Here is a 17151-nt window from a genome sequence, read left to right as displayed (position 1 = left end):
TGGAACAGCGCCGTCGCCAGCGCGACGGCCCTCAGCGACGCCTCACCAGCGACGTGCCGCACCCCCTCGCGGATCCGCCGCAGCGCGGGAACGGGAAAGGGCGGCCCGCACCGCCCCTCACGCCGCCCGCCCCGCTCGCCAACCGGCCCGCCCCGCGCCCCACGCGGCCGGTCACTCCTGATCGACCGCAGGGACAGCAACGACAGCACGAAGAACAGCGCGCTCACGAGCGCGGCGACCGGCACGGAGAACACCGAGAGCAGCCCTCCGCCGAGTGCCGGACCACCGAACTGTGCGACGGACCTACTGCCCTCCAACGCACTGTTGGCCTGCGTGAGTTGTTGGCGGTGTACCAGTTGTACGAGGGAGGCCTGGTACGCCACGTCGAAGAAGACGGTGAGCGTGCCCATGAGAAACGCGACGACGAGCAGCGCCTCCATCCCGAGCACGCCGAACGCGTACGCGGCGGCGACCGCCACCAGGGCGAGCGCGCGCCCGGCGTCCGCATACACCATGACGTCGCGGGGGCGCAGCCGGTCCGCCCACGCACCGGCGAAGAGTGAGAGCAGCAGGACCGGGACCTGCTCCACGGCACGCAGCACTCCCAGTCGGTCGGCATCCGCGTCGAGTGCCAGGACGGCGAGGAGTGGCAGGAGCAACAGGCTGGCCTGGGAGCCGACTTGAGAGACGGTCTGGCCGAACCACAACCGGCGGAAATCCGCAGAGCGGAACGGGGAGGAGGGAGCGGAGGACATGAGGACCCCTGGTATGGCGGAACGAGGCGCGAAATAGGGCTCGCTGTGCCGCAGGCCGGCTCACCGGTCGGGGGACCAGAAGTCCAAGGACCGGTGTACCGGCGCATCAGGGGCAGCACGCGATGACGGGTCGGTGACGACCTACGACGTCAGCGCGTGCTCAAAAACCGGGCATCTCGCACTCCTCGACAACTGCCGGACGTGGCAGCGCACATACAAGCAGGGTGGGAGTCCGGGAGGCCAGTGAATTACGCGCACGCGGCCCCCGCTGCGGAAGGGCTACCGGCTCCCGAGCGAGGCAATCGGGAGCCTGCGGGGCCGGACGTCCTGTTTCGGCCCCGCGGCATCCGTGGAAGGCTGCCGGCCGGGCGGGCAACGGGTGAGGCGGGGGAAGCGCGATGGTGGAGTTCGGTGCGTCGGGCAGTGAAGGGATGCTGCCAGCTGCTCGGCGGGAGGTGGCGAAGCTTCGGCGGCTGGCCCGGGAGGATCCGGGGCACTGCCTTCCCGGCCTGGGCGCCGGTCTGTTCAGGCTCAGCGCCCTGCTGACGGAACAGCCCGCCCTCCACGACGAGTTGAACGACGTCCTGGCGGAGGCATCCGATGTCTACCGGCAACTTGTCGGCAGAGATCGGGGCTGGCTGCCGGCGTTGGCGGTGGCGTTGGACCAGCGGGCACGCCTGCTGGGGGTGGAGGGCAGGCCCGGACAGGCACGAGCGCTTGCGGAGGAGGGCGTGGCGATTTTTAGCGAGTGTGCGCGGGAGGAACCCGGCGAGTACCTCTCCTTCCTGCCGACGGCGCTGGCCACTCTTGGTAACCAGCTCGCCGCGCTCGGCCGGCACCACGGGGCGCTTGCGCACCTCCGCGAGGCCGTTGAGGTGTCCCGACGTCTGGCCGTTCCGACGGATGCGGGCGGAGGAGGCGGGCAATTCCGACGAGCACCTCTGCGGGTACCTGCACGCACTGACCAACCTGGCCCTCCGGTTCGTCCGCGTCGGGCGCGACGCCGAGGTGTCCGCCCCCGCCCTGGAGGCGGCGGACCTGGTCGTCCAGCTGCCCGATACCGAGATGCACCCGAGGAACGCCCTGCCCGGCCTCGTCGAGTCCCTGACCTGGCTGGGGCACCATCTGGACGGGCAAGGCCGCCGCCGCGAGGGCCGCACCGTCGCCCGGGCCGCGCAGGACCTGCGGCGCCGGATGCGGTAGCGCGCGCGGGCCATGCGGGCAGGGCGTGGCCGGCCCGCTCCGGAGGGCCCGCCGTCAGGGGCAACCCGGAGGCCACCGGACGAGCCGACGCCGACGCGGGCCGGACGTCACGCCTGGGCCTCCGCCCGCTGTTCGTATCCCACCAGCCGTACGCGCACACGGCCAGCCCCTCGATCGCCTGCTCCAGTTCCGTCAGGGCCGGGTAGCTGGGCGCGATGCGGATGACCGCGTCGCGCGGGTCGTCGCCGTACGGGTGGGTGGCGCCCGCCGGGGTCAGGACGATGCCGGCTTCGGCGGCACGTCGTACGACGGCCTTCGCACAGCCGTCCGGAACCTGGAGCGTGACGAAGTAGCCGCCCTTCGGGGACGTCCAGGACGCCAGTCCGGTACCGCTCAGCTCGGCGTCCAGGATGCGGGCGACCGCCTCGAACTTCGGCTGGAGCACTGCGCGTTGACGCACCATGTGGCCGCGCACCCCGTCCGCGTCGCGGAGGAAGAGGGCGTGCCGGAGCTGGTTGACCTTGTCGGGCCCGATGGAACGCCTGGCGTTGTTGGCGAGATGCCACGAGAGGTTCGCGGGGGAGAGGCGCCGAAGAAGGCGACGCCCGCGCCCGCCGCGGTGATCTTCGAAGTGGAACCGAACACGAACGCCCGGTCCGGGTTCCCCGCGCTCTCGCACGCGCCGAGCAGGTCGGCGATCTCCACGGGCTGGTCGGTGAGGTGGTGGACGGCGTATGCGAGGGGGTGGCCTGCCGCCCCCTCGCATACGCCGATAGCCTCCTCGGCATCGCGACACCACGCACCGCTCGACGACCGGGGTACCGCATGGCCATCGAAGACAACAGCACCCGCAGCCACCGTCCCGGGTCCCTGGGCGGCCCCGTGCCGGCCCCGCGGCAGGCCGGCGAAGAAGGCCGGGTCGCGCGATGAGCGGGAATGCGGGGCAGTTGCGGCGTCGGCTCGGGGTCGGGGACGCCGTCATGATCGGCCTCGGCGCGATGCTCGGGGCCGGGATCTTCGTCGCACTCGCCCCGGCTGCGGGAGCCGCGGGGTCGGGTTTGCTGGTCGCACTCGGCGCCGCCGCCGTCGTCGCGTACTGCAACGCCACGTCCTCGGCACGGCTGGCCGCCCGCTATCCGGCCTCCGGGGGGACGTACGTCTACGGGCGGGAGCGACTCGGGGAATTCTGGGGATATCTGGCGGGGTGGGGATTCGTCGTCGGCAAGACCGCGTCGTGCGCGGCGATGGCGCTGACGGTCGGCTCGTACGTGTGGCCGGGGCAGGCGCACGCGGTCGCGGTGGCCGCCGTGGTGGCGTTGACCGCGGTGAACTGTGCGGGGATCCAGAAGTCGGCCTGGCTGACGCGGACGATCGTGGTCCTCGTGCTGGCGGTGCTGGCCGCCGTCGTGGCCGCCTGTTTCGGCGCGGGGGACGTGGAGGCGGGCCGGCTGGAGTGGCGTGCGGACGCCGGCTGGTACGGGGTGGCGCAGGCCGCCGGGCTGCTGTTCTTCGCGTTCGCCGGGTACGCCCGTATCGCCACCCTCGGAGAGGAGGTACGCGACCCCGCACGGACCATCCCGCGCGCGGTCCCGCTCGCCCTCGGCATCACCCTGGTCGTGTACGCGGCCGTCGCGGTCGCCGTCCTCGGAGTGCTAGGCGCGGAACAACTCGCGGGCGCCGAAGCCCCGTTGGCGGAGGCTGCCCGGGCGGCGGGGGTCGAGTGGCTGACGCCGGTGGTACGCGTGGGGGCGGCCGTCGCGGCGCTCGGGTCGCTGCTCGCGCTGATCCTCGGGGTCTCCCGTACCACCCTCGCGATGGCCCGCGACCGGCACCTGCCGCACGTCCTGGCCGCCGTACACCCCCGGTACCAGGTGCCGCAGCGTGCCGAGCTGGCGGTCGGCGCGGTCGTCGCCGCGCTCGTGGTGACCGTGGACGTGCGCGGGGCGATCGGATTCTCGTCGTTCGGGGTGCTCGCCTACTACGCAGTCGCCAACGCGGCGGCCCTCACCCTCACCCGCGACGAGGGCAGGCCGCCGCGCGCGGTCCCGCTGCTCGGGCTGGCGGGCTGCCTGCTGCTCGCCGTCACACTGCCCGCCGCGTCGGTCGGCTGGGGAGCCGGGGTGCTGGCGCTGGGCGCGGCCGTGTACGGGGTGCGGCGGCGGGCGGGACGCTGAGGAGGCGGCGGGCGAGGCGCTGAGGAGGCGGCGGAACTGGCTGCGGTCGCGCCCCGGCCGCACCGGCTGCCGTCGTTCCGCCCTTCTGACGTGCCATGGGCCGAGGTGTACGAGACGGCTGTCGCACCGGGCCCGAGGCACCGGCCGCAGCAGAACCCGCTGGGCGACCCCGGCGATCGACCGTCCGCCGGCCAACTCCTTTCCGTGCCGTCGCCACAGCACCACCGCGGTCAGCCCGGCCGCAGCCACGCAGCCACCGGGAGCAGCGCGGTGCAGCCGCGTCGGCCGGGGAAGGCTCGTTGTACGAGCCGAGCACCGGGCTCAGGACGAGCGCGAGCACTCCGGTCAGGATCCCGAGCCGGCGCCTTCGCCACCCCGGGAAAACTCACCCGCGCGGGAATACCCGCCTCCAGGGCCGTTGTTGATCAGTCATGGCTGTCATCTACCGCACCACCATGTCCCCCACCAAAGTCGAACTCCTCGCCGCCTGGCTGCCGGGCAAGCCCTGGTACGTCGCGGGCTCCGGCGCTCCGGAGCTGACCAGGACCGGCGGATTCCGGCTCGACGACCCGCGGGGCGAGGTCGGCATGGAGTTCATGGTGGTCACCGACACCTCGGGCGGACGCCCGGTCTCCTACCACCTCCCGCTCACCTACCGCGACGCCCCGCTGGAGGCTGCCGAGCAGGGACTCATCGGCACGAGCGAGCACGGAGTGCTGGGCACGCGCTGGGTGTACGACGGGACGCACGACCCGGTGCTCGTCGCCCAGTTGATCGCCCTCTTCCAGGGCCGTGCCGTCCCCCAGGCCCAGAACGAGAGCGACACCCCGGACCCGACCGTCGTCCCGCACGTCACCGGTGCCGGTTTCCCCGGCGGCGGGCCGGCCGCACCGATGGCGGTGACGGACGGGGCGGACGGCACCGACGTGACCGTCGGAACGTCCCCGGCCGCCACCTTGCGTGTGGTGCGCGCCCTGGTCCCGGACGAGGAAGGCTCCGGCCCCCGCCCGACCGGAACCCTGGGACACCTCACCGCGCCCTGGCATCCGCAGGACGGCACGGAGTACCGGGGCACGTTCGCCGTGCTCACCGCCGCCCCTTCGCACTGAGGCCGACACCGACACCGGCCGCAGCAGGGCGAGTCGCTCAGCAGGGCGGTCGGAAACCACCGTGCCTGCGCGCCCTCGGGCCGCCCGCCGTCACGATGGCGGCGACCGAGGGCGGCAGTGCGGTGCCGTCCTCGCGCGTGGGCACCGGCGGATCGGTGACCTTTCCGGCGTCGGCGGTACCCACCCGCAGGCGCGCGTTCTTCGGCTTGACCCGGTCCAGCGGCGAGGGGGTCAACTCCCGCCGCTCGCGCACGAAGGCGATGAAGCTCTCGAAGTCGCGCTCGTGCCGGTAGGGCTCGCGGTACGTGGTGAGCGCGGGGTAGCCATCCATCCCGAGCAGGGTGTACGACGACGTGGCGAGCCGGTAGTCCCGGTCGAGCCGCAGGGGTACGCCGTCGATCAGCACGTCCGCCGGGGCCACCCGGTCGCCGACCGGGCCCGCCGCGTCGAAGGAGTACCGGACGTTGCCGGACACCGCGAGCGGCGCGAACCGCAGCTCGCCCTTGGGGCCGGTGGACCACTGCTGTTCGAGGGCGTCGTGGAGCTGCTGCCCCGACACCTTCACGCCGACGATCGGACTGCCGTAACCGATGGCCCGCCACGCCTTCCCGAAGGTCACCGATCCGTCCGCCGTCGGCAGCAGGTCGCCCCGTACGAAGGACTGGCCGACCGTCGGCGCCAGTGGGACGAGCGCGAGCTGAGCGGGGACGTGGCGGTGGATGTTGGAGTCGTCCCACGAGGGGACGGGTCTGCGCGCAGCCCACAGCGCCCAGTCCGCCGCGAGGTCCCCCATCGTGCTCTGGCCTGCGGCGTTACGGGTCCTGGTGAAGGGCCCGCGCTGCTTTGCGAGAGGGCTCCGCTCGCGTTCGGCGGCCCGCGCGGCCCAGTGGTCGGCGATCTCCTTCAGATCGGGGTGCGGGGTGACGTCACGGGTGTTGGGGTGGCTGGTGGAGACGGTCAGTTCGCGCACCACCCTGCCCGTGCGGGGGTCCAGACGCAGGTTGATCTCGTTGATGACCTGCCCGTGGAACCCGGCTTCCACGAAAGGCCGGGGGTTGCCGTGCGGGTCGGGGACCATCATGTTGAACCGGGTGTGCCAGTGCCCGCAGACGATGGCGTCGATGTCGGGCGAAACCTTCAGAGCCAGCTCGTAGGCGGGCCCGGACGGGTCGCTGCCGCTGTTGAAGTCGCCACCCGCGACGGCGCCGTCGTGCATGGACAGCACGATCGCGTGCACACCGCGCCGCTTGAGTTCCTTCGCGTACCGGTCGGCGGTCGCCACGTCGTCGAGGGTCTTGAGGCCGGGGTGGAAGGAGTTCGGGAACAACTCGCTCCCGACCGCGGTGAGATGGATGAACCCGATCGGCAGGCGCCGCCCGCCGGGACCCCGTACCCACTCGATGTGGTACGGCGGGAGGACGGTCCGGCCGCCCCGCGCCCGCACCACGTTGGCGGAGTAGTACGGGAAGTCCGCGCCCCGGAAACGGCGTCCGGTGGAGTCGCGGAAACCGGTGTCGCGGCCCACCACCGGGTAGGCGTGGCCGCGTTCCATGTGCTGGATCAGGTTGGCGGGGGACTTGTCGAACTCGTGGTTGCCCGCCGTCGCGAAGTCCAGGCCGAGCTTGTTGAGCGCCTCGATCGTCGGCTCGTCGGAGAAGGCGGCGGCGTCGAACTCCCAGCCGGAGAAGAGATCGCCGGGCGCGAAGAACAGCGAGTTGCGCCGCCCGTCCCGCAGCCGTTCCAGGTGCGTGCCCATGGCGGCGACCCCGCCCACGGTGTACTTCTTCCCGCCGTTGCCGCGGACGACGGAGTCGCTGCCCGTCGGGCCCTGCAAGTACCCGTGCAGATCCGTGATGTTGAGGAGCTGCACATCGACGTACTCGTCGGCGGTGGCGGCGTCACGGGCGGAGTCGGAGGCGTAGGCGGGGACGCCGAGGGCGGTGGTGGTGGCCAGGGCGCCCACCGCGGTGAGGAAGGTCCGGCGGCCGGTCTCGTGGTTACGGATGCTGCGCGGCGTGGTGCTGCGAGTCGTCGTCACGCCCCGATGGTGCGAACAGGGAAGTGAAGCACCCGGGAATCACGGGCGTCGTGCGTATGGCAGCGTCACGGCAGCCCCGTGAACCGCTCACCCGCCAACAAGTATGGTGCGTCGGGGAGTTGGTCCTTGATCATGGCGAGAAGCGCGCTGTGGGTCGGCGCGTCCGCCGCCACCACCAACCCGCCGGCACCCGAGTCCACCGGCTGGCCGTGAATGCCCGTCACCACGCACCCCGCGGCCTCGCACAGGGCGATCCCGGCGGCGAAGTGCACGCTGTCGCTCTGGTGGCCGTCGGTGACGTAGGCGGCCCGCCGCCCCGCGGCCACCCATGCGACGGCAACCGTGGAGGAGACCACGCGGGGCCTGAAATCGGCCATGAATGCCGGGGAGCTGAGGAGCTGTGCGGCGCGGAAGTCCGGGGCGTTGGGGAACGGCGGGTCGAGGTTGACGTCCACCAGCCGGGAATCCGCCGAGGGCGTCAACTCCTCATCCCGCCCGTCCCTGCCGTCCTGCCGGACGAACGCGCCCGCGCCGTCCGTCCAGAACACCTCACCGGAGAACGGATCGGCCGAGGCGGCCGCCGTGACACCGGCCCCCGCCCGCAGGGCGACATTCACCGCGACCAACGGGGTGCGCGCGGCGTAGTTCAACGTGCCGCAGAGCGGGTCGACCAGCCACCTGCGACCGGCGGCCGCGTCGCCCGTCGTTCCGCTCTCCTCGCCCGTCACGGCGTCTTCGGGGCGTGCGGCGCGCAGGACGTCGAGGATGGCCTGCTCCGCCGCGATGTCCGCGGCGGTCGCGAAGTCGCCCGCGTCCTTCGCGTACCGCGCGAGGGAGGACCCGTACATCTCGCGGACGACCGAAGCCCCGGACTGCGCGGCTCGGACGGCTAGTTGGGCGTCGTCGCCGCTGTGCTCGATCGTCATGGGGGCAGCCTAACCACGGGCTGGCCATGGCCTGGCCACGGGTCGACCACGGGCGGGCGGCCGGACCCGCGGGGAGCGGAGCCGCGTCCGCTGTGGGCGAAGCACGTCTGCTGTGGGCGAAGAGAGGGGGCGCACGACCGTTGCCGGTGGTTGCCTGAGGCCATGGAGATCCTGGTACTGGGTGGGACGGCATGGGTGGGCCGCGAGGTGTCGCGGCAGGCGATCGGGCGTGGGCACCGGGTGACGTGTCTGGCGCGCGGTGAGAGCGGCGAGGTGGCGGAAGGAGCGACGCTGGTGGCCGCCGACCGGCGCGACCCCGCGGCGTACGACCAGGTGCGCGACCGGGACTGGGACGCGGTCGTGGAGGTGTCGTGGCAGCCGGGATTCGTACGCGGAGCCCTCGACGCCCTGGGCGCACGGGCCCGGCACTGGATCTACGTGTCCTCCGTCAGCGCCTACGCTTCCCACGGGCAGCCGGGGGCCGACGAATCCGATCCGCTCCTCGCGCCGACCCGACTGGACGAAGTGGGCAGGGAGTCGTACGGCGAGGCGAAGGCGGCCTGTGAAGAGGCGGCGACCGGGGCCGTCGGCGACCGCCTCCTGATCGCCCGCGCCGGTCTGATCGGCGGGCCGGGCGATCACAGCGGCCGCACCGGCTACTGGGTGGCCCGCGCGGCACGCGACCCGCAGCAACCGATGCTCGTCCCCGACGAACCGGACCTGGCGACCCAGGCGATCGACGTACGGGACCTCGCCGCGTGGCTGCTCGACACCGCGGAGAAGGGCATCACCGGCGTCTGCAACGCGGTCGGGCCTGTCGTCCCGTTCGGCGAATGGATCGCCCTCTCCCGCACTGTCGGTGGACACACCGGCCCGGTGGTCACCGCCGACTCGGCGTGGCTGCGCGCCCACGACGTGGCCGAGTTCATGGGGCCTGGGTCGCTGCCGATGTGGGTGGTCGAGCCCGGTTGGGAAGGATGGGCCGCCCGCAGCGGCGCCGCGGCGGCCGCCGCCGGACTCCGTCACCGTCCCCGTGCGGAGATGCTGGCCGACACCCTCCACTGGGAACGCGCCCAGGGCCTGGACCGGGACCGCCGCGCGGGCCTCGACGCGGAACGTGAACGCGAACTGCTCGACGCACTGGGCTGACAGGGACCGACGACAAGGCAACCACGGCCGACGGCGTACTACTGAGCACGGGTCGACGGGGCCCCTGCGCACGGGCTCGCCCGCCACTTTCCGCCACGGCACGTTCGGCCCAGGCACCCAGGCACCCAGGCACCCAGGCACCCAGGCACCGTCGGCCGAGACACCGCGGGCCGGGGAGCGGCGACGAAGCGGGATCGGCCCCGGGCCCCGAGCACCGTGCCCGGCGCGGAGCCTCAGGGCGTGGGCGTCGCTTCCCGGTCACCCTGCCCAGAGCGGAGGTTCAGGACGTGCGCGTCGCGACCCGAGCACCGGGCCCGGCGCACGGCTCAGGACGTGGGCGTCGCGACCCGTACCCGGTTGCCGTCCGGGTCGCGCAGTTCGACCTCGCGTGCCCACGGGAGTTCCTGGGCGTCGACACCGAACTCCCTCGCCACGGAATCGACCTCACGCACCCTCAGGTAGATCAGGGTGTCGGGCCGGGCGTCCCCCTCATGCTCCGACATGAACAGTTTCACCCGTCCCCGAGCGACCTCGACGAACGCGGGAAAGCCGGGTTCGAAGCGGTGCACCCACTGCTCGGCGAAGCCGAGGCGGCCGTACCACCCGACCGCCGCCGCGGCGTCCGTCACGTACAGAATGGGGATGATCTCCTCGTCGTCCATGCGCGTCATCGTTCCAGACGACGCACACGGAGCCGGTTCCGGCGGATGAGCAACCGCCCCGGCCGGGACGGGCCCGGCCGGGGCGGTGACGACGTCCTGTCGGCCCAGCCCCCGCCCCCGCCCTCGGGAAGTGTCGACGCGAGCCGCGCCAGGAGGCCGGCGAGCCGCGTCTGCTCGTCGGCGCCGAGCGGACAGGAGCCGGCGCTGATCGTCCGGTGGACACCCCCGACGCCATGGCCGAAGCCGTTTCCGCCCGCGATGCCCCGCCCCTCAAGGGCCCGGTGCCCCACAAAGCACCTGCTCAGAACCCCCGTGCACCGCCCGTAAGGCACTACCGGGCAGGGATGACAGGATGGTCGGTATGGATGTACGTCGCAGGAACAATGTCAAGGTCGCCGGCCGCCCCGACGGGCCGGCGGTCGTCCTTGCGCACGGCTTCGGCTGCGACCAGAACATGTGGCGTCTGGTCGTGCCCGCCCTCACCGGGCGCTACCGGGTCGTGCTGTTCGACTACGTGGGGTCGGGGGGCTCGGCCCCGGAAGCCTGGGACGAGCGTCGCTACTCCTCCCTGGAGGGTTACGCCGCGGACGTCACGGAGGTCTGCGAGGAGCTCGATCTGCACGACGCCGTGTTCGTCGGGCACTCCGTCAGCGCCATGATCGGCGTCCTGGCGGCCCGGTCCGCCCCCGAGCGCATCGGCGCACTGGCCATGGTCTGCCCGTCCCCGTGCTACATCGACGACGAGGCGGCGGGCTACCGCGGCGGCTTCGACGCCGCGGACGTCGACGAACTGCTGGAGTCACTGGAGTCGAACTACCTCGGCTGGTCCTCCGCCATGGCTCCGGTGATCATGGGCAACGCGGACCGCCCGGAACTCGGGGAGGAGCTCACCCACAGTTTCTGTGCCACCGACCCTGCCATGGCCCGCGTCTTCGCCCGCACCACGTTCCTCTCCGACTCCCGCGACGACCTGGCGGGCGTGACGGTGCCCACACTCGTACTGGAGTGCTCCGAGGACGCCCTCGCACCCCGGGAGGTCGGCGCGTACGTGCACGCTGCGGTGCCCGGCTCGCGGCTGGTGACCCTGGCGGCCACCGGGCACTGCCCGCAGCTCAGCGCGCCGGAGGCGACCGTCGCGGCGCTCGAAGGTCTTCTCGGGGCGCTCAATTGATACGACGTGCCCGCGGGTCCGGGGCCGACGGCACCGGTGCGACCCCGGCAGGGGAGAGCGCCGACGCGGCCTTCCCCGCCCTTCTGGAGGAGAGTCCGGAGATCCTGTACGAGCAGGCCCCGTGCGGTTACCTGACGACGATGATGGACGGCACCGTCGCCAAGGTGAACGCCACCCTGCTCGGCTGGCTGGGCCGCACCCGGGAGGAGGTCCTGGGCCGTATGCGCTTCGGTGACCTGCTGACCGCGGGCGGCAGGATCTACCACGAGACGCACTTCGCGCCCCTGCTGCGGATGCAGGGCGAGATCAGTGGTGTCGCCCTGGAACTGAAGGCCGCGGACGGCACCCGCATGCCCGTCCTGGCCTCGTCCGTCGTCACGTACGGCAGCGAGGGTGAGCCCCTGCTGATCCGCACCACCCTGTCCGACGCCCGGGACCGGCGTGCCTACGAGGAGGAGCTCCTGCGCGGCACCCGGGCCGCCGAGCGGGCGCGAGCGGAGGCCGAGGAGGCGCGCCGCGCGGCGGACGAGGCACGCAGAGCCGCCGAGCACGCCCGTACGCAGGAGGAACGGGCGCGCAAGGAGGAGGAGCGGGCCCGACGGCAGGCGGAGCAGACGCGCAGGGAGACCGAACAGGCCCGCAAAGAGGAGGAGCGGGCCCGACGCCAGGCCGAGCAGGCCACGAAGGATGCCGAGCAGGACCGTCGGGCCGCCGAACTCGCCCGCAAGCAGGCCGAGTTCGAGCGGCAGCAGGCGGAGGCTGCGCGCCGGGACGCCGAGGCGGACCGGGCCCGCCTCCAGGACGCGCTCGGTGTCCTCCAGCAGAGCCTGCTGCCCGACCACCTGCCCGTCGTACCGGGACTGGAGGCGGCCTCGTACTACCACACGGCTTCCCCCGAGCGCCTCGGCGGCGACTTCTACGACCTGTTCCCGCTCGACGGGAAACGCTGGGCGTTCTTCCTCGGCGACGTCTGCGGCAAGGGTCCCCAGGCGGCGGCGCTCACCTCGCTGACCCGCTACTCGCTGCGCGCCGCCGCTCTGCACGACCCCGACCCGGTCGCCGCCCTGAGCACGCTCAACACCGTGCTGCACGAGCGGTACACCGGCGGCGACCCCCGTTACTGCACCACCGTCTTCGGTACCGTCGAACCCGACCCGGCCACCGGCCACGTCGCCGTGCACCTCGCCTCCGGAGGGCACCCCCCGGCGCTGATCCGGCGCGCGGACGGCCGGGCCGAGTACCTGGAAACCCCCGGCGGACTGCTGGTCGGCGTCGTGCCCGAGCCGCACTTCACCGCCGCGCACACCACCCTCGCCCCCGGCGATACCCTCCTGCTGTACACCGACGGCCTGACCGAGGCCCGCACCGGCCCCGAGCGCGCCCTCTACGGCGACGACGCCCTGCGCGACTTCGTCGCCGACCTCCCCGATGCCGGACCCGGAGCCCTGGTCGGCGCGCTGACCGCTCTCCTGGAAGGATTCGGCACGGGCCTGGACGACGACACCGCCCTGCTCGCCCTCGGCGCGCCCAAGGACACCACCGCAACGTCCGCCACCACCGCCACTGTCGCCACCGCGACCGCCACTGCCACTGCCACCACCGTCGCCACTGTCACTGCGACGACGACCCCGGAACCGGAATGAGTGCACTGAAGATCACCAGCCGAGACGCCGCGACCGGCCCCGTCGTGGAGATCGCCGGCGACCTCGACTACGACACCGCAGGACGGCTTCGCGAAGTCTGCACGGACCTCGCACTGCACAGCGGGCAGCGTCTGGTCATCGACCTGGCCGCCCTGGAGTTCATGGACTCCACCGGCATCACCGCCCTGATCGCCGCCCGGAACCACGCACTGGCCGCCGGAGCGGACATCGCCCTGGCCGCCGTGCCCGACAACACCATTCGCATCCTGCGCCTCGTGGGCCTGGACCAGATCTTCCCGATGCACCCCAGCACGGAAGCGGCGACGGTCGGCGCCGGCTGAACCGGGGCCGCATCCGGCAGGACGCCGAGCCCCGCGGGATGGTGCAGGGGCCACCGACTGTCAGCCGTCAGCCGTCAGCCGTCAGCCGGCCTGCCGTCGGACCGCCCGCCGCCGGCGTCAGGCCGTCGGCGCGAGCAGCACGTCGAACGCTGCGGGAAGCCGCTGCCATCCCTGGCGCCCCGCCGCGTACTCGGCGTCGGTGAGCAGGCAGGCGTCGAGCAGCAGCTCCAGGGCCTCCCGGTCGAGGCCGGGCGAGATGAATACGAGGTGCTGGCAGCAGTCGCCGTGTTCGGGATGCCAGTCCAGCGCCGCGGCGGCCCTGCGCACCGGCGACTCCCGCTCCCAGGCCGCGTCCGACAGCGTGGCCAGCCACGGCCCCGTCGGCTCCACGCAGAGCGCGCCCCCGGCGGCGTCCCACGCCAGCAGCGTGTCGGGCCGGTCGGCCAGCCAGAACCGCCCCCGGCTGCGTACGGCGCCGCAGCACAGCTCCTCCAGGGCGTGGAAGAGACGTTCGGGGTGGAAGGGCCGTCGCCGGTGCCACACGAGGGTGCCGACTCCCGCCTCGTCCGCCTCCTGCGGGAGCAGCGCACACGCCGGATGCTGCGCCGAGGCCGCCGAATCCACGTCGAACCCGGCAAACGCCGACCTGGCCAACTCCATCGAGCCTGTGCTCAACTGACGGGCCGTCGGGTGCAACTGCGTGAGCAGCGCGCGGTCCTCCTCGTCGGCGTCGGGGCTGTCGGCGAGTGCCAGTACGGGCGCGTACTCCAGCTGTCGTGCCCATGTGTCGGCGACGGTGCGCCGGTCGGTGGGCGCGGCGGCGAGCCCGGCCTCGGTCAGGTCGTCCCCGTTGGCGAGGTACGGCAGTACGAGGGCGGGGTCGACGGCCGTGACGACATTGGTGAGAGTGAGGGATTCTCCGCCGTGCAGGGCGACGACTTCCGCCATGGCCTTGGGCTCGACCGAGTCCCAGAGCTCGACGACCGCGAGCCGGGTGAGCCCGGCCCCGGCCAGTCGCCTCAGCTCGGGGATCAGGTCCTCGCGCAGGGCACAGCAGGCGCAGTCGTTGACGAGGGGGACGTCCCAGCGGGACAGCTCGCCGGCGGCGTCGCGCAGGGTCCGCCGTACCGTACCGTCCACCGCCCCGGTGAGGTCGTGGTGCAGCGCGACGCTCGCGGGCACCGCCCGCAGCAACCCCTCGACGGCGTCGCGGCGGGCGTCGGCGTGCAGCCCGCCCACCAGCACGACGGCGAGCGGGCGGTCCTCGTCGCTACGGCCCTCTACGCCTCCCTCCGCTTCCGGACGCATCAGGAGGCCTCGGGGCGGCGGCCGTAACGGCGCTCGAACCGCTCGACGCGACCGGCGGTGTCCAGGACGCGCGCGGTGCCGGTGTAGAAGGGGTGGCTGACCGAGGAGATCTCGACGTCGACGACGGGATAGGTGTTGCCGTCCTCCCACTCCACCGTCTTGTCGCTGGTGGCCGTGGAGCGGGTGAGGAAGGAGTGCCCGGCCGCCGTGTCACGGAAGACGACGGGGCCGTAGGCGGGGTGGATACCGGATTTCATGGGGGTTCCTCGCGTTCTGCTGATTCTTCGGGTCCTGCGGCTTCTCTCCGGTCCCGGCTTCGCCGGGGTCCGTCAGCGTTCTTCGCGGAAGTCGACGTGCTGCCGGACCACCGGGTCGTACTTGCGCAGCACCATGCGGTCGGGGTTGTTGCGGCGGTTCTTACGCGTCACATAGGTGAACCCGGTGCCTGCCGTGGAGCGGAGTTTGATGATCGGGCGTACTTCGTTGCGAGCCATGGCGCTAACATACTGAAAACGGGAACCATTTTCAATAGGGTTCCCGCTGTCCAGAACGCTGTCCAGAGAGAGGTGGCAAGCCCCGTGTCCGCGCACTGTCAGCTGACCGGAGCCCGTCCCGGTTTCGGCAACAACATTTCCCACTCGCACCGGCGCACCCCGCGTCGCTTCGACCCGAACATCCAGCACAAGCGCTACTGGCTTCCCAGTGAGGGACGGCACGTACGCCTGACCCTCAGCGCCAGGGCCATCAAGGCGATCGACGTGATGGGCATCGAAGCGGCGGTGGCCCGGATCAGGGCCCGTGGAGGGAAGGTCTGACATGGCGAAGAAGAGCAAGATCGCGCAGAACGAGAAGCGCAAGGCGATCGTCGAGCGCTACGCCGCCCGCCGCGCCGAACTCAAGAAGACCCTGCGCAGCCCTTTTTCCACGGAGGAACAACGCCGCTCTGCCGCAGCGGAGTTGGCGCGCCAGCCGCGCGACGCGAGCGCGACCCGGGTACGCAACCGGGACAGCGTGGACGGCCGCCCGCGCGGCCACCTGCGCAAGTTCGGGCTCTCTCGGGTGAGGGTGCGGGAACAGGCGCACGCGGGGTTCCTGCCGGGGGTGAAGAAGTCCTCCTGGTGATCCCGGACTGCCGGACCGCCGGGCCGCCGTCCCGTTATGGCCGGAGGTACGCCGCTCCGTAACGGTCCGAGGTGCGTCGCCCCGGCACGGGCCGAGGTACGAGACTCCGGCCCGGGTGGACGTGCGTCTCCGGCACGGGCGGACATGCGTCGCTCCGGCACGGGCGGCGGTGCGCAGAGGCCCGCGTTCCGTGACGGGCGCGGTACCCAGGGCGCCCTTGCGGCACTGCCTCGTCCCAGCGCGTGGCGGTGCCGGACGGGCGCCCTCACGTCCGTACCGCCGCCCGCCACCGGCTCCTGCGCGAAGGCCTCCCGGCGGTGGGTACCGTGTCCCGGGGGTACACGTCCGCCGTGCGCTTCGACCGCGTACCCCCGACGCAGGAGGCGAGTGACCATCGTGCAGAACTGGATCTACTGTCTGAGGCCCGCGCAGACCCTGATGGACGGCGAACTCGCCACCAAGGAGTGGGTGTCGGCCCTCTCCGAGACGCTCCCGGACAGGGAGCTGTGCCTGGCCGCCCGTCGCTACATGGAGCCGGGGGACCGGGTCTGGTTCTACTTCGCCACGCCTGTGCGGGAGATCGCCGCGCTGGCCGAGGTGCGGAGCGCGCCGTACGAGCTGCCTGGGGGGTCCGGGCCCCGCTGGAAGGTGGCCGTCGCACTCGACCCGCATGCGACGAGCGCCCTGTGCGATCAGCCGGTCCCGCTCGTCGCGCTCGCCAACCAGCACCCGCAGGGCGTCTTCCGGGCGACGGCCGCCGACCTCGCACTGCTGGAGGCCCACGCGGGGCTCCGCCGGGAGCGAGCGGCGTGACGGATTCCGGGCGCGAAGGCGGAACTGAACGCTTCTGACTCTTGTGCGGCACATGACATGCTGACCGTATGAGTGATCATGCACGTCACGATTCCGTGCGCCGCAGCTACGACGCCGTGGCCGAGGAGTACGCCACCCGCCTGCACGACGAGCTCACCGGCAAACCTCTCGACCGGGCGCTGCTCGCCGCACTCCTGGAACAGACCGCGCCCGACGCCGCGATCGCCGACCTCGGCTGCGGCCCCGGGCACGTCGCGGCCTGGCTCGCCGGGCAGGGGGCCCGCGCCGTCGGGATCGACCTGTCCACAGGGATGCTGGAGGCCGGGCGGCGGCGGTTCCCCGACGTGGAATTCCGGGAGGGGGACCTGCTGGGTCTGCCGGCCCGGGACGGCGAGTTCGGTGCGGCCGTCGCCTTCTACACGCTCATCCACCTCGACCCCGGCGACCTGCGGCGGGCCCTCGACGAGGCGGCGCGGGTGCTCCGGCCCTCCGGACTGCTGCTCCTCGCCTTCCAGGCCGGGACGGAAGTCCGGCATCTGCGCCAATGGTGGGGGCACGAGGTGGACGTCGAATTCCGCCTGCTGGAGCCGGGGCACGTCGCGGAGGTGCTCGAAGCGGCCGGATTCGCCGTGGAGATGCGACTGGAGCGCGCCCCGTACGCCCACGAGACGCAACAACGGGCCTACCTGCTGGCTCGCCGGCACGACTGAACCCGTCCGCGCCGCAGACCATGCCGG

General features: G+C 72.6%; 18 protein-coding genes and 2 pseudogenes. 11 read left to right on the top strand and 9 right to left on the bottom strand.

What is annotated here, in order from left to right; genetic code table 11:
- On the bottom strand, nucleotides 1-755 hold a 755-nt coding region (locus HNQ79_RS28915; protein WP_185035876.1), incomplete at its 3' end, for an MFS transporter.
- 903 nt (nucleotides 756-1658) lie between these two features.
- Between HNQ79_RS28915 and HNQ79_RS28910 the strand changes: the two genes are divergently transcribed.
- On the top strand, nucleotides 1659-1958 hold the full coding sequence (locus HNQ79_RS28910) for a hypothetical protein (protein ID WP_185035874.1): 300 nt from the start codon (nucleotides 1659-1661) through the stop codon (nucleotides 1956-1958).
- Nucleotides 1959-2169: 211 nt separating this feature from the next.
- Here HNQ79_RS28910 and HNQ79_RS28905 read toward each other — a convergent pair.
- Both HNQ79_RS28905 and HNQ79_RS34970 read right to left on the bottom strand, forming a co-directional pair.
- Nucleotides 2170-2637, bottom strand: a pseudogene (locus tag HNQ79_RS28905) (hypothetical protein); the annotation flags it as partial.
- Nucleotides 2604-2816 (bottom strand): annotated as a pseudogene (locus HNQ79_RS34970) (hypothetical protein); the annotation flags it as partial. The pseudogenes HNQ79_RS34970 and HNQ79_RS28905, both read right to left, overlap by 34 nt.
- A gap of 68 nt (nucleotides 2817-2884) precedes the next feature.
- Between HNQ79_RS34970 and HNQ79_RS28900 the strand changes: the two are divergent.
- Nucleotides 2885-4132, top strand: coding sequence for an APC family permease (locus HNQ79_RS28900; protein ID WP_185035873.1), 1248 nt, complete (start codon nucleotides 2885-2887; stop codon nucleotides 4130-4132).
- A 431-nt stretch (nucleotides 4133-4563) separates the two neighbouring features.
- Complete coding sequence (locus tag HNQ79_RS28895; protein WP_185035871.1) at nucleotides 4564-5241, top strand: maltokinase N-terminal cap-like domain-containing protein; 678 nt, start codon at nucleotides 4564-4566, stop codon at nucleotides 5239-5241.
- Nucleotides 5242-5278: 37 nt separating this feature from the next.
- On the opposite strand, the gene HNQ79_RS28890 is transcribed toward HNQ79_RS28895, so the two are convergent.
- Nucleotides 5279-7279 carry a bifunctional metallophosphatase/5'-nucleotidase gene (locus HNQ79_RS28890; protein ID WP_229923433.1) on the bottom strand — a complete coding sequence of 667 codons (2001 nt, stop codon included), beginning with the start codon at nucleotides 7277-7279 and terminating at the stop codon, nucleotides 5279-5281.
- 65 nt (nucleotides 7280-7344) lie between these two features.
- Nucleotides 7345-8205, bottom strand: coding sequence for an inositol monophosphatase family protein (locus tag HNQ79_RS28885; RefSeq protein WP_185035870.1), 861 nt, complete (start codon nucleotides 8203-8205; stop codon nucleotides 7345-7347).
- Between the two features lie 162 nt (nucleotides 8206-8367).
- Between HNQ79_RS28885 and HNQ79_RS28880 the strand changes: the two genes are divergently transcribed.
- Nucleotides 8368-9354 (top strand): NAD-dependent epimerase/dehydratase family protein, encoded by a 987-nt coding sequence (locus tag HNQ79_RS28880; protein ID WP_185035869.1) that lies wholly within the window; start codon nucleotides 8368-8370, stop codon nucleotides 9352-9354.
- Between the two features lie 326 nt (nucleotides 9355-9680).
- Here the strand turns inward: HNQ79_RS28880 and HNQ79_RS28875 are convergent, their stop codons facing one another.
- Nucleotides 9681-10025: a glyoxalase superfamily protein gene (locus tag HNQ79_RS28875; protein ID WP_260421844.1), complete on the bottom strand. Its 345-nt coding sequence runs from the start codon at nucleotides 10023-10025 to the stop codon at nucleotides 9681-9683.
- Between the two features lie 352 nt (nucleotides 10026-10377).
- On the opposite strand from HNQ79_RS28875, the gene HNQ79_RS28870 reads away from it, so the two are divergent.
- Genes HNQ79_RS28870 through HNQ79_RS28860 form a run of 3 tightly spaced genes read left to right on the top strand, consistent with a single transcriptional unit; the run spans nucleotide 10378 to nucleotide 13171 of the window.
- Nucleotides 10378-11187 carry an alpha/beta fold hydrolase gene (locus HNQ79_RS28870; protein ID WP_185035867.1) on the top strand — a complete coding sequence of 270 codons (810 nt, stop codon included), beginning with the start codon at nucleotides 10378-10380 and terminating at the stop codon, nucleotides 11185-11187.
- Nucleotides 11184-12830: a SpoIIE family protein phosphatase gene (locus HNQ79_RS34125; protein WP_229923432.1), complete on the top strand. Its 1647-nt coding sequence runs from the start codon at nucleotides 11184-11186 to the stop codon at nucleotides 12828-12830. Before HNQ79_RS28870 ends, HNQ79_RS34125 begins: the two co-directional genes overlap by 4 nt.
- Nucleotides 12827-13171 carry an STAS domain-containing protein gene (locus HNQ79_RS28860; protein WP_185035865.1) on the top strand — a complete coding sequence of 115 codons (345 nt, stop codon included), beginning with the start codon at nucleotides 12827-12829 and terminating at the stop codon, nucleotides 13169-13171. The genes HNQ79_RS34125 and HNQ79_RS28860 overlap by 4 nt, the downstream gene beginning before the upstream one ends.
- A gap of 117 nt (nucleotides 13172-13288) precedes the next feature.
- Here the strand turns inward: HNQ79_RS28860 and HNQ79_RS28855 are convergent, their stop codons facing one another.
- The 3 genes from HNQ79_RS28855 to rpmG all read right to left on the bottom strand — a co-directional run bounded on the left by HNQ79_RS28855 (nucleotide 13289) and on the right by rpmG (nucleotide 14973).
- Nucleotides 13289-14479 carry a CobW family GTP-binding protein gene (locus tag HNQ79_RS28855; RefSeq protein ID WP_185035863.1) on the bottom strand — a complete coding sequence of 397 codons (1191 nt, stop codon included), beginning with the start codon at nucleotides 14477-14479 and terminating at the stop codon, nucleotides 13289-13291.
- Nucleotides 14479-14736, bottom strand: a complete 258-nt coding sequence (locus HNQ79_RS28850) for a type B 50S ribosomal protein L31 (RefSeq protein ID WP_185035862.1) — start codon at nucleotides 14734-14736, stop codon at nucleotides 14479-14481. The genes HNQ79_RS28855 and HNQ79_RS28850 overlap by 1 nt, the downstream gene beginning before the upstream one ends.
- A gap of 72 nt (nucleotides 14737-14808) precedes the next feature.
- Nucleotides 14809-14973, bottom strand: coding sequence for a 50S ribosomal protein L33 (gene rpmG / locus HNQ79_RS28845; protein WP_185035861.1), 165 nt, complete (start codon nucleotides 14971-14973; stop codon nucleotides 14809-14811).
- Between the two features lie 84 nt (nucleotides 14974-15057).
- On the opposite strand from rpmG, the gene rpmB reads away from it, so the two are divergent.
- From rpmB to HNQ79_RS28825, 4 genes are all read left to right on the top strand, one after another.
- Nucleotides 15058-15294: a 50S ribosomal protein L28 gene (gene rpmB, locus HNQ79_RS28840; RefSeq protein ID WP_185035858.1), complete on the top strand. Its 237-nt coding sequence runs from the start codon at nucleotides 15058-15060 to the stop codon at nucleotides 15292-15294.
- A gap of 1 nt (nucleotide 15295) precedes the next feature.
- Nucleotides 15296-15601 carry a 30S ribosomal protein S14 gene (gene rpsN, locus HNQ79_RS28835; RefSeq protein WP_185035856.1) on the top strand — a complete coding sequence of 102 codons (306 nt, stop codon included), beginning with the start codon at nucleotides 15296-15298 and terminating at the stop codon, nucleotides 15599-15601.
- A 387-nt stretch (nucleotides 15602-15988) separates the two neighbouring features.
- Nucleotides 15989-16414: an EVE domain-containing protein gene (locus tag HNQ79_RS28830; protein WP_185035854.1), complete on the top strand. Its 426-nt coding sequence runs from the start codon at nucleotides 15989-15991 to the stop codon at nucleotides 16412-16414.
- Between the two features lie 68 nt (nucleotides 16415-16482).
- Nucleotides 16483-17124: a class I SAM-dependent methyltransferase gene (locus HNQ79_RS28825; RefSeq protein WP_185035852.1), complete on the top strand. Its 642-nt coding sequence runs from the start codon at nucleotides 16483-16485 to the stop codon at nucleotides 17122-17124.
- The last annotated feature ends 27 nt before the right edge of the window (nucleotides 17125-17151 follow it).

The sequence above is a fragment of the Streptomyces candidus genome (assembly GCF_014207445.1).
In the GTDB taxonomy this organism is placed as follows: Bacteria; Actinomycetota; Actinomycetes; order Streptomycetales; family Streptomycetaceae; genus Streptomyces; species Streptomyces candidus.
Note: the sequence above shows the minus strand (reverse complement) of the source record. Positions and strands in the feature narration are given on the sequence as shown.

Coding starts and splice junctions, on each gene's coding strand:
- HNQ79_RS28910 (WP_185035874.1), top strand. CDS start 1,659: ATGCGGGCGGAGGAGGCGGGCAATTCCGACGAGCACCTCTGCGGGTAC.
- HNQ79_RS28900 (WP_185035873.1), top strand. CDS start 2,885: ATGAGCGGGAATGCGGGGCAGTTGCGGCGTCGGCTCGGGGTCGGGGAC.
- HNQ79_RS28895 (WP_185035871.1), top strand. CDS start 4,564: ATGGCTGTCATCTACCGCACCACCATGTCCCCCACCAAAGTCGAACTC.
- HNQ79_RS28885 (WP_185035870.1), bottom strand. CDS start 8,205: ATGACGATCGAGCACAGCGGCGACGACGCCCAACTAGCCGTCCGAGCC.
- HNQ79_RS28880 (WP_185035869.1), top strand. CDS start 8,368: ATGGAGATCCTGGTACTGGGTGGGACGGCATGGGTGGGCCGCGAGGTG.
- HNQ79_RS28875 (WP_260421844.1), bottom strand. CDS start 10,025: ATGACGCGCATGGACGACGAGGAGATCATCCCCATTCTGTACGTGACG.
- HNQ79_RS28870 (WP_185035867.1), top strand. CDS start 10,378: ATGGATGTACGTCGCAGGAACAATGTCAAGGTCGCCGGCCGCCCCGAC.
- HNQ79_RS28860 (WP_185035865.1), top strand. CDS start 12,827: ATGAGTGCACTGAAGATCACCAGCCGAGACGCCGCGACCGGCCCCGTC.
- HNQ79_RS28855 (WP_185035863.1), bottom strand. CDS start 14,479: ATGCGTCCGGAAGCGGAGGGAGGCGTAGAGGGCCGTAGCGACGAGGAC.
- HNQ79_RS28850 (WP_185035862.1), bottom strand. CDS start 14,736: ATGAAATCCGGTATCCACCCCGCCTACGGCCCCGTCGTCTTCCGTGAC.
- rpmG (WP_185035861.1), bottom strand. CDS start 14,973: ATGGCTCGCAACGAAGTACGCCCGATCATCAAACTCCGCTCCACGGCA.
- rpsN (WP_185035856.1), top strand. CDS start 15,296: ATGGCGAAGAAGAGCAAGATCGCGCAGAACGAGAAGCGCAAGGCGATC.
- HNQ79_RS28825 (WP_185035852.1), top strand. CDS start 16,483: ATGAGTGATCATGCACGTCACGATTCCGTGCGCCGCAGCTACGACGCC.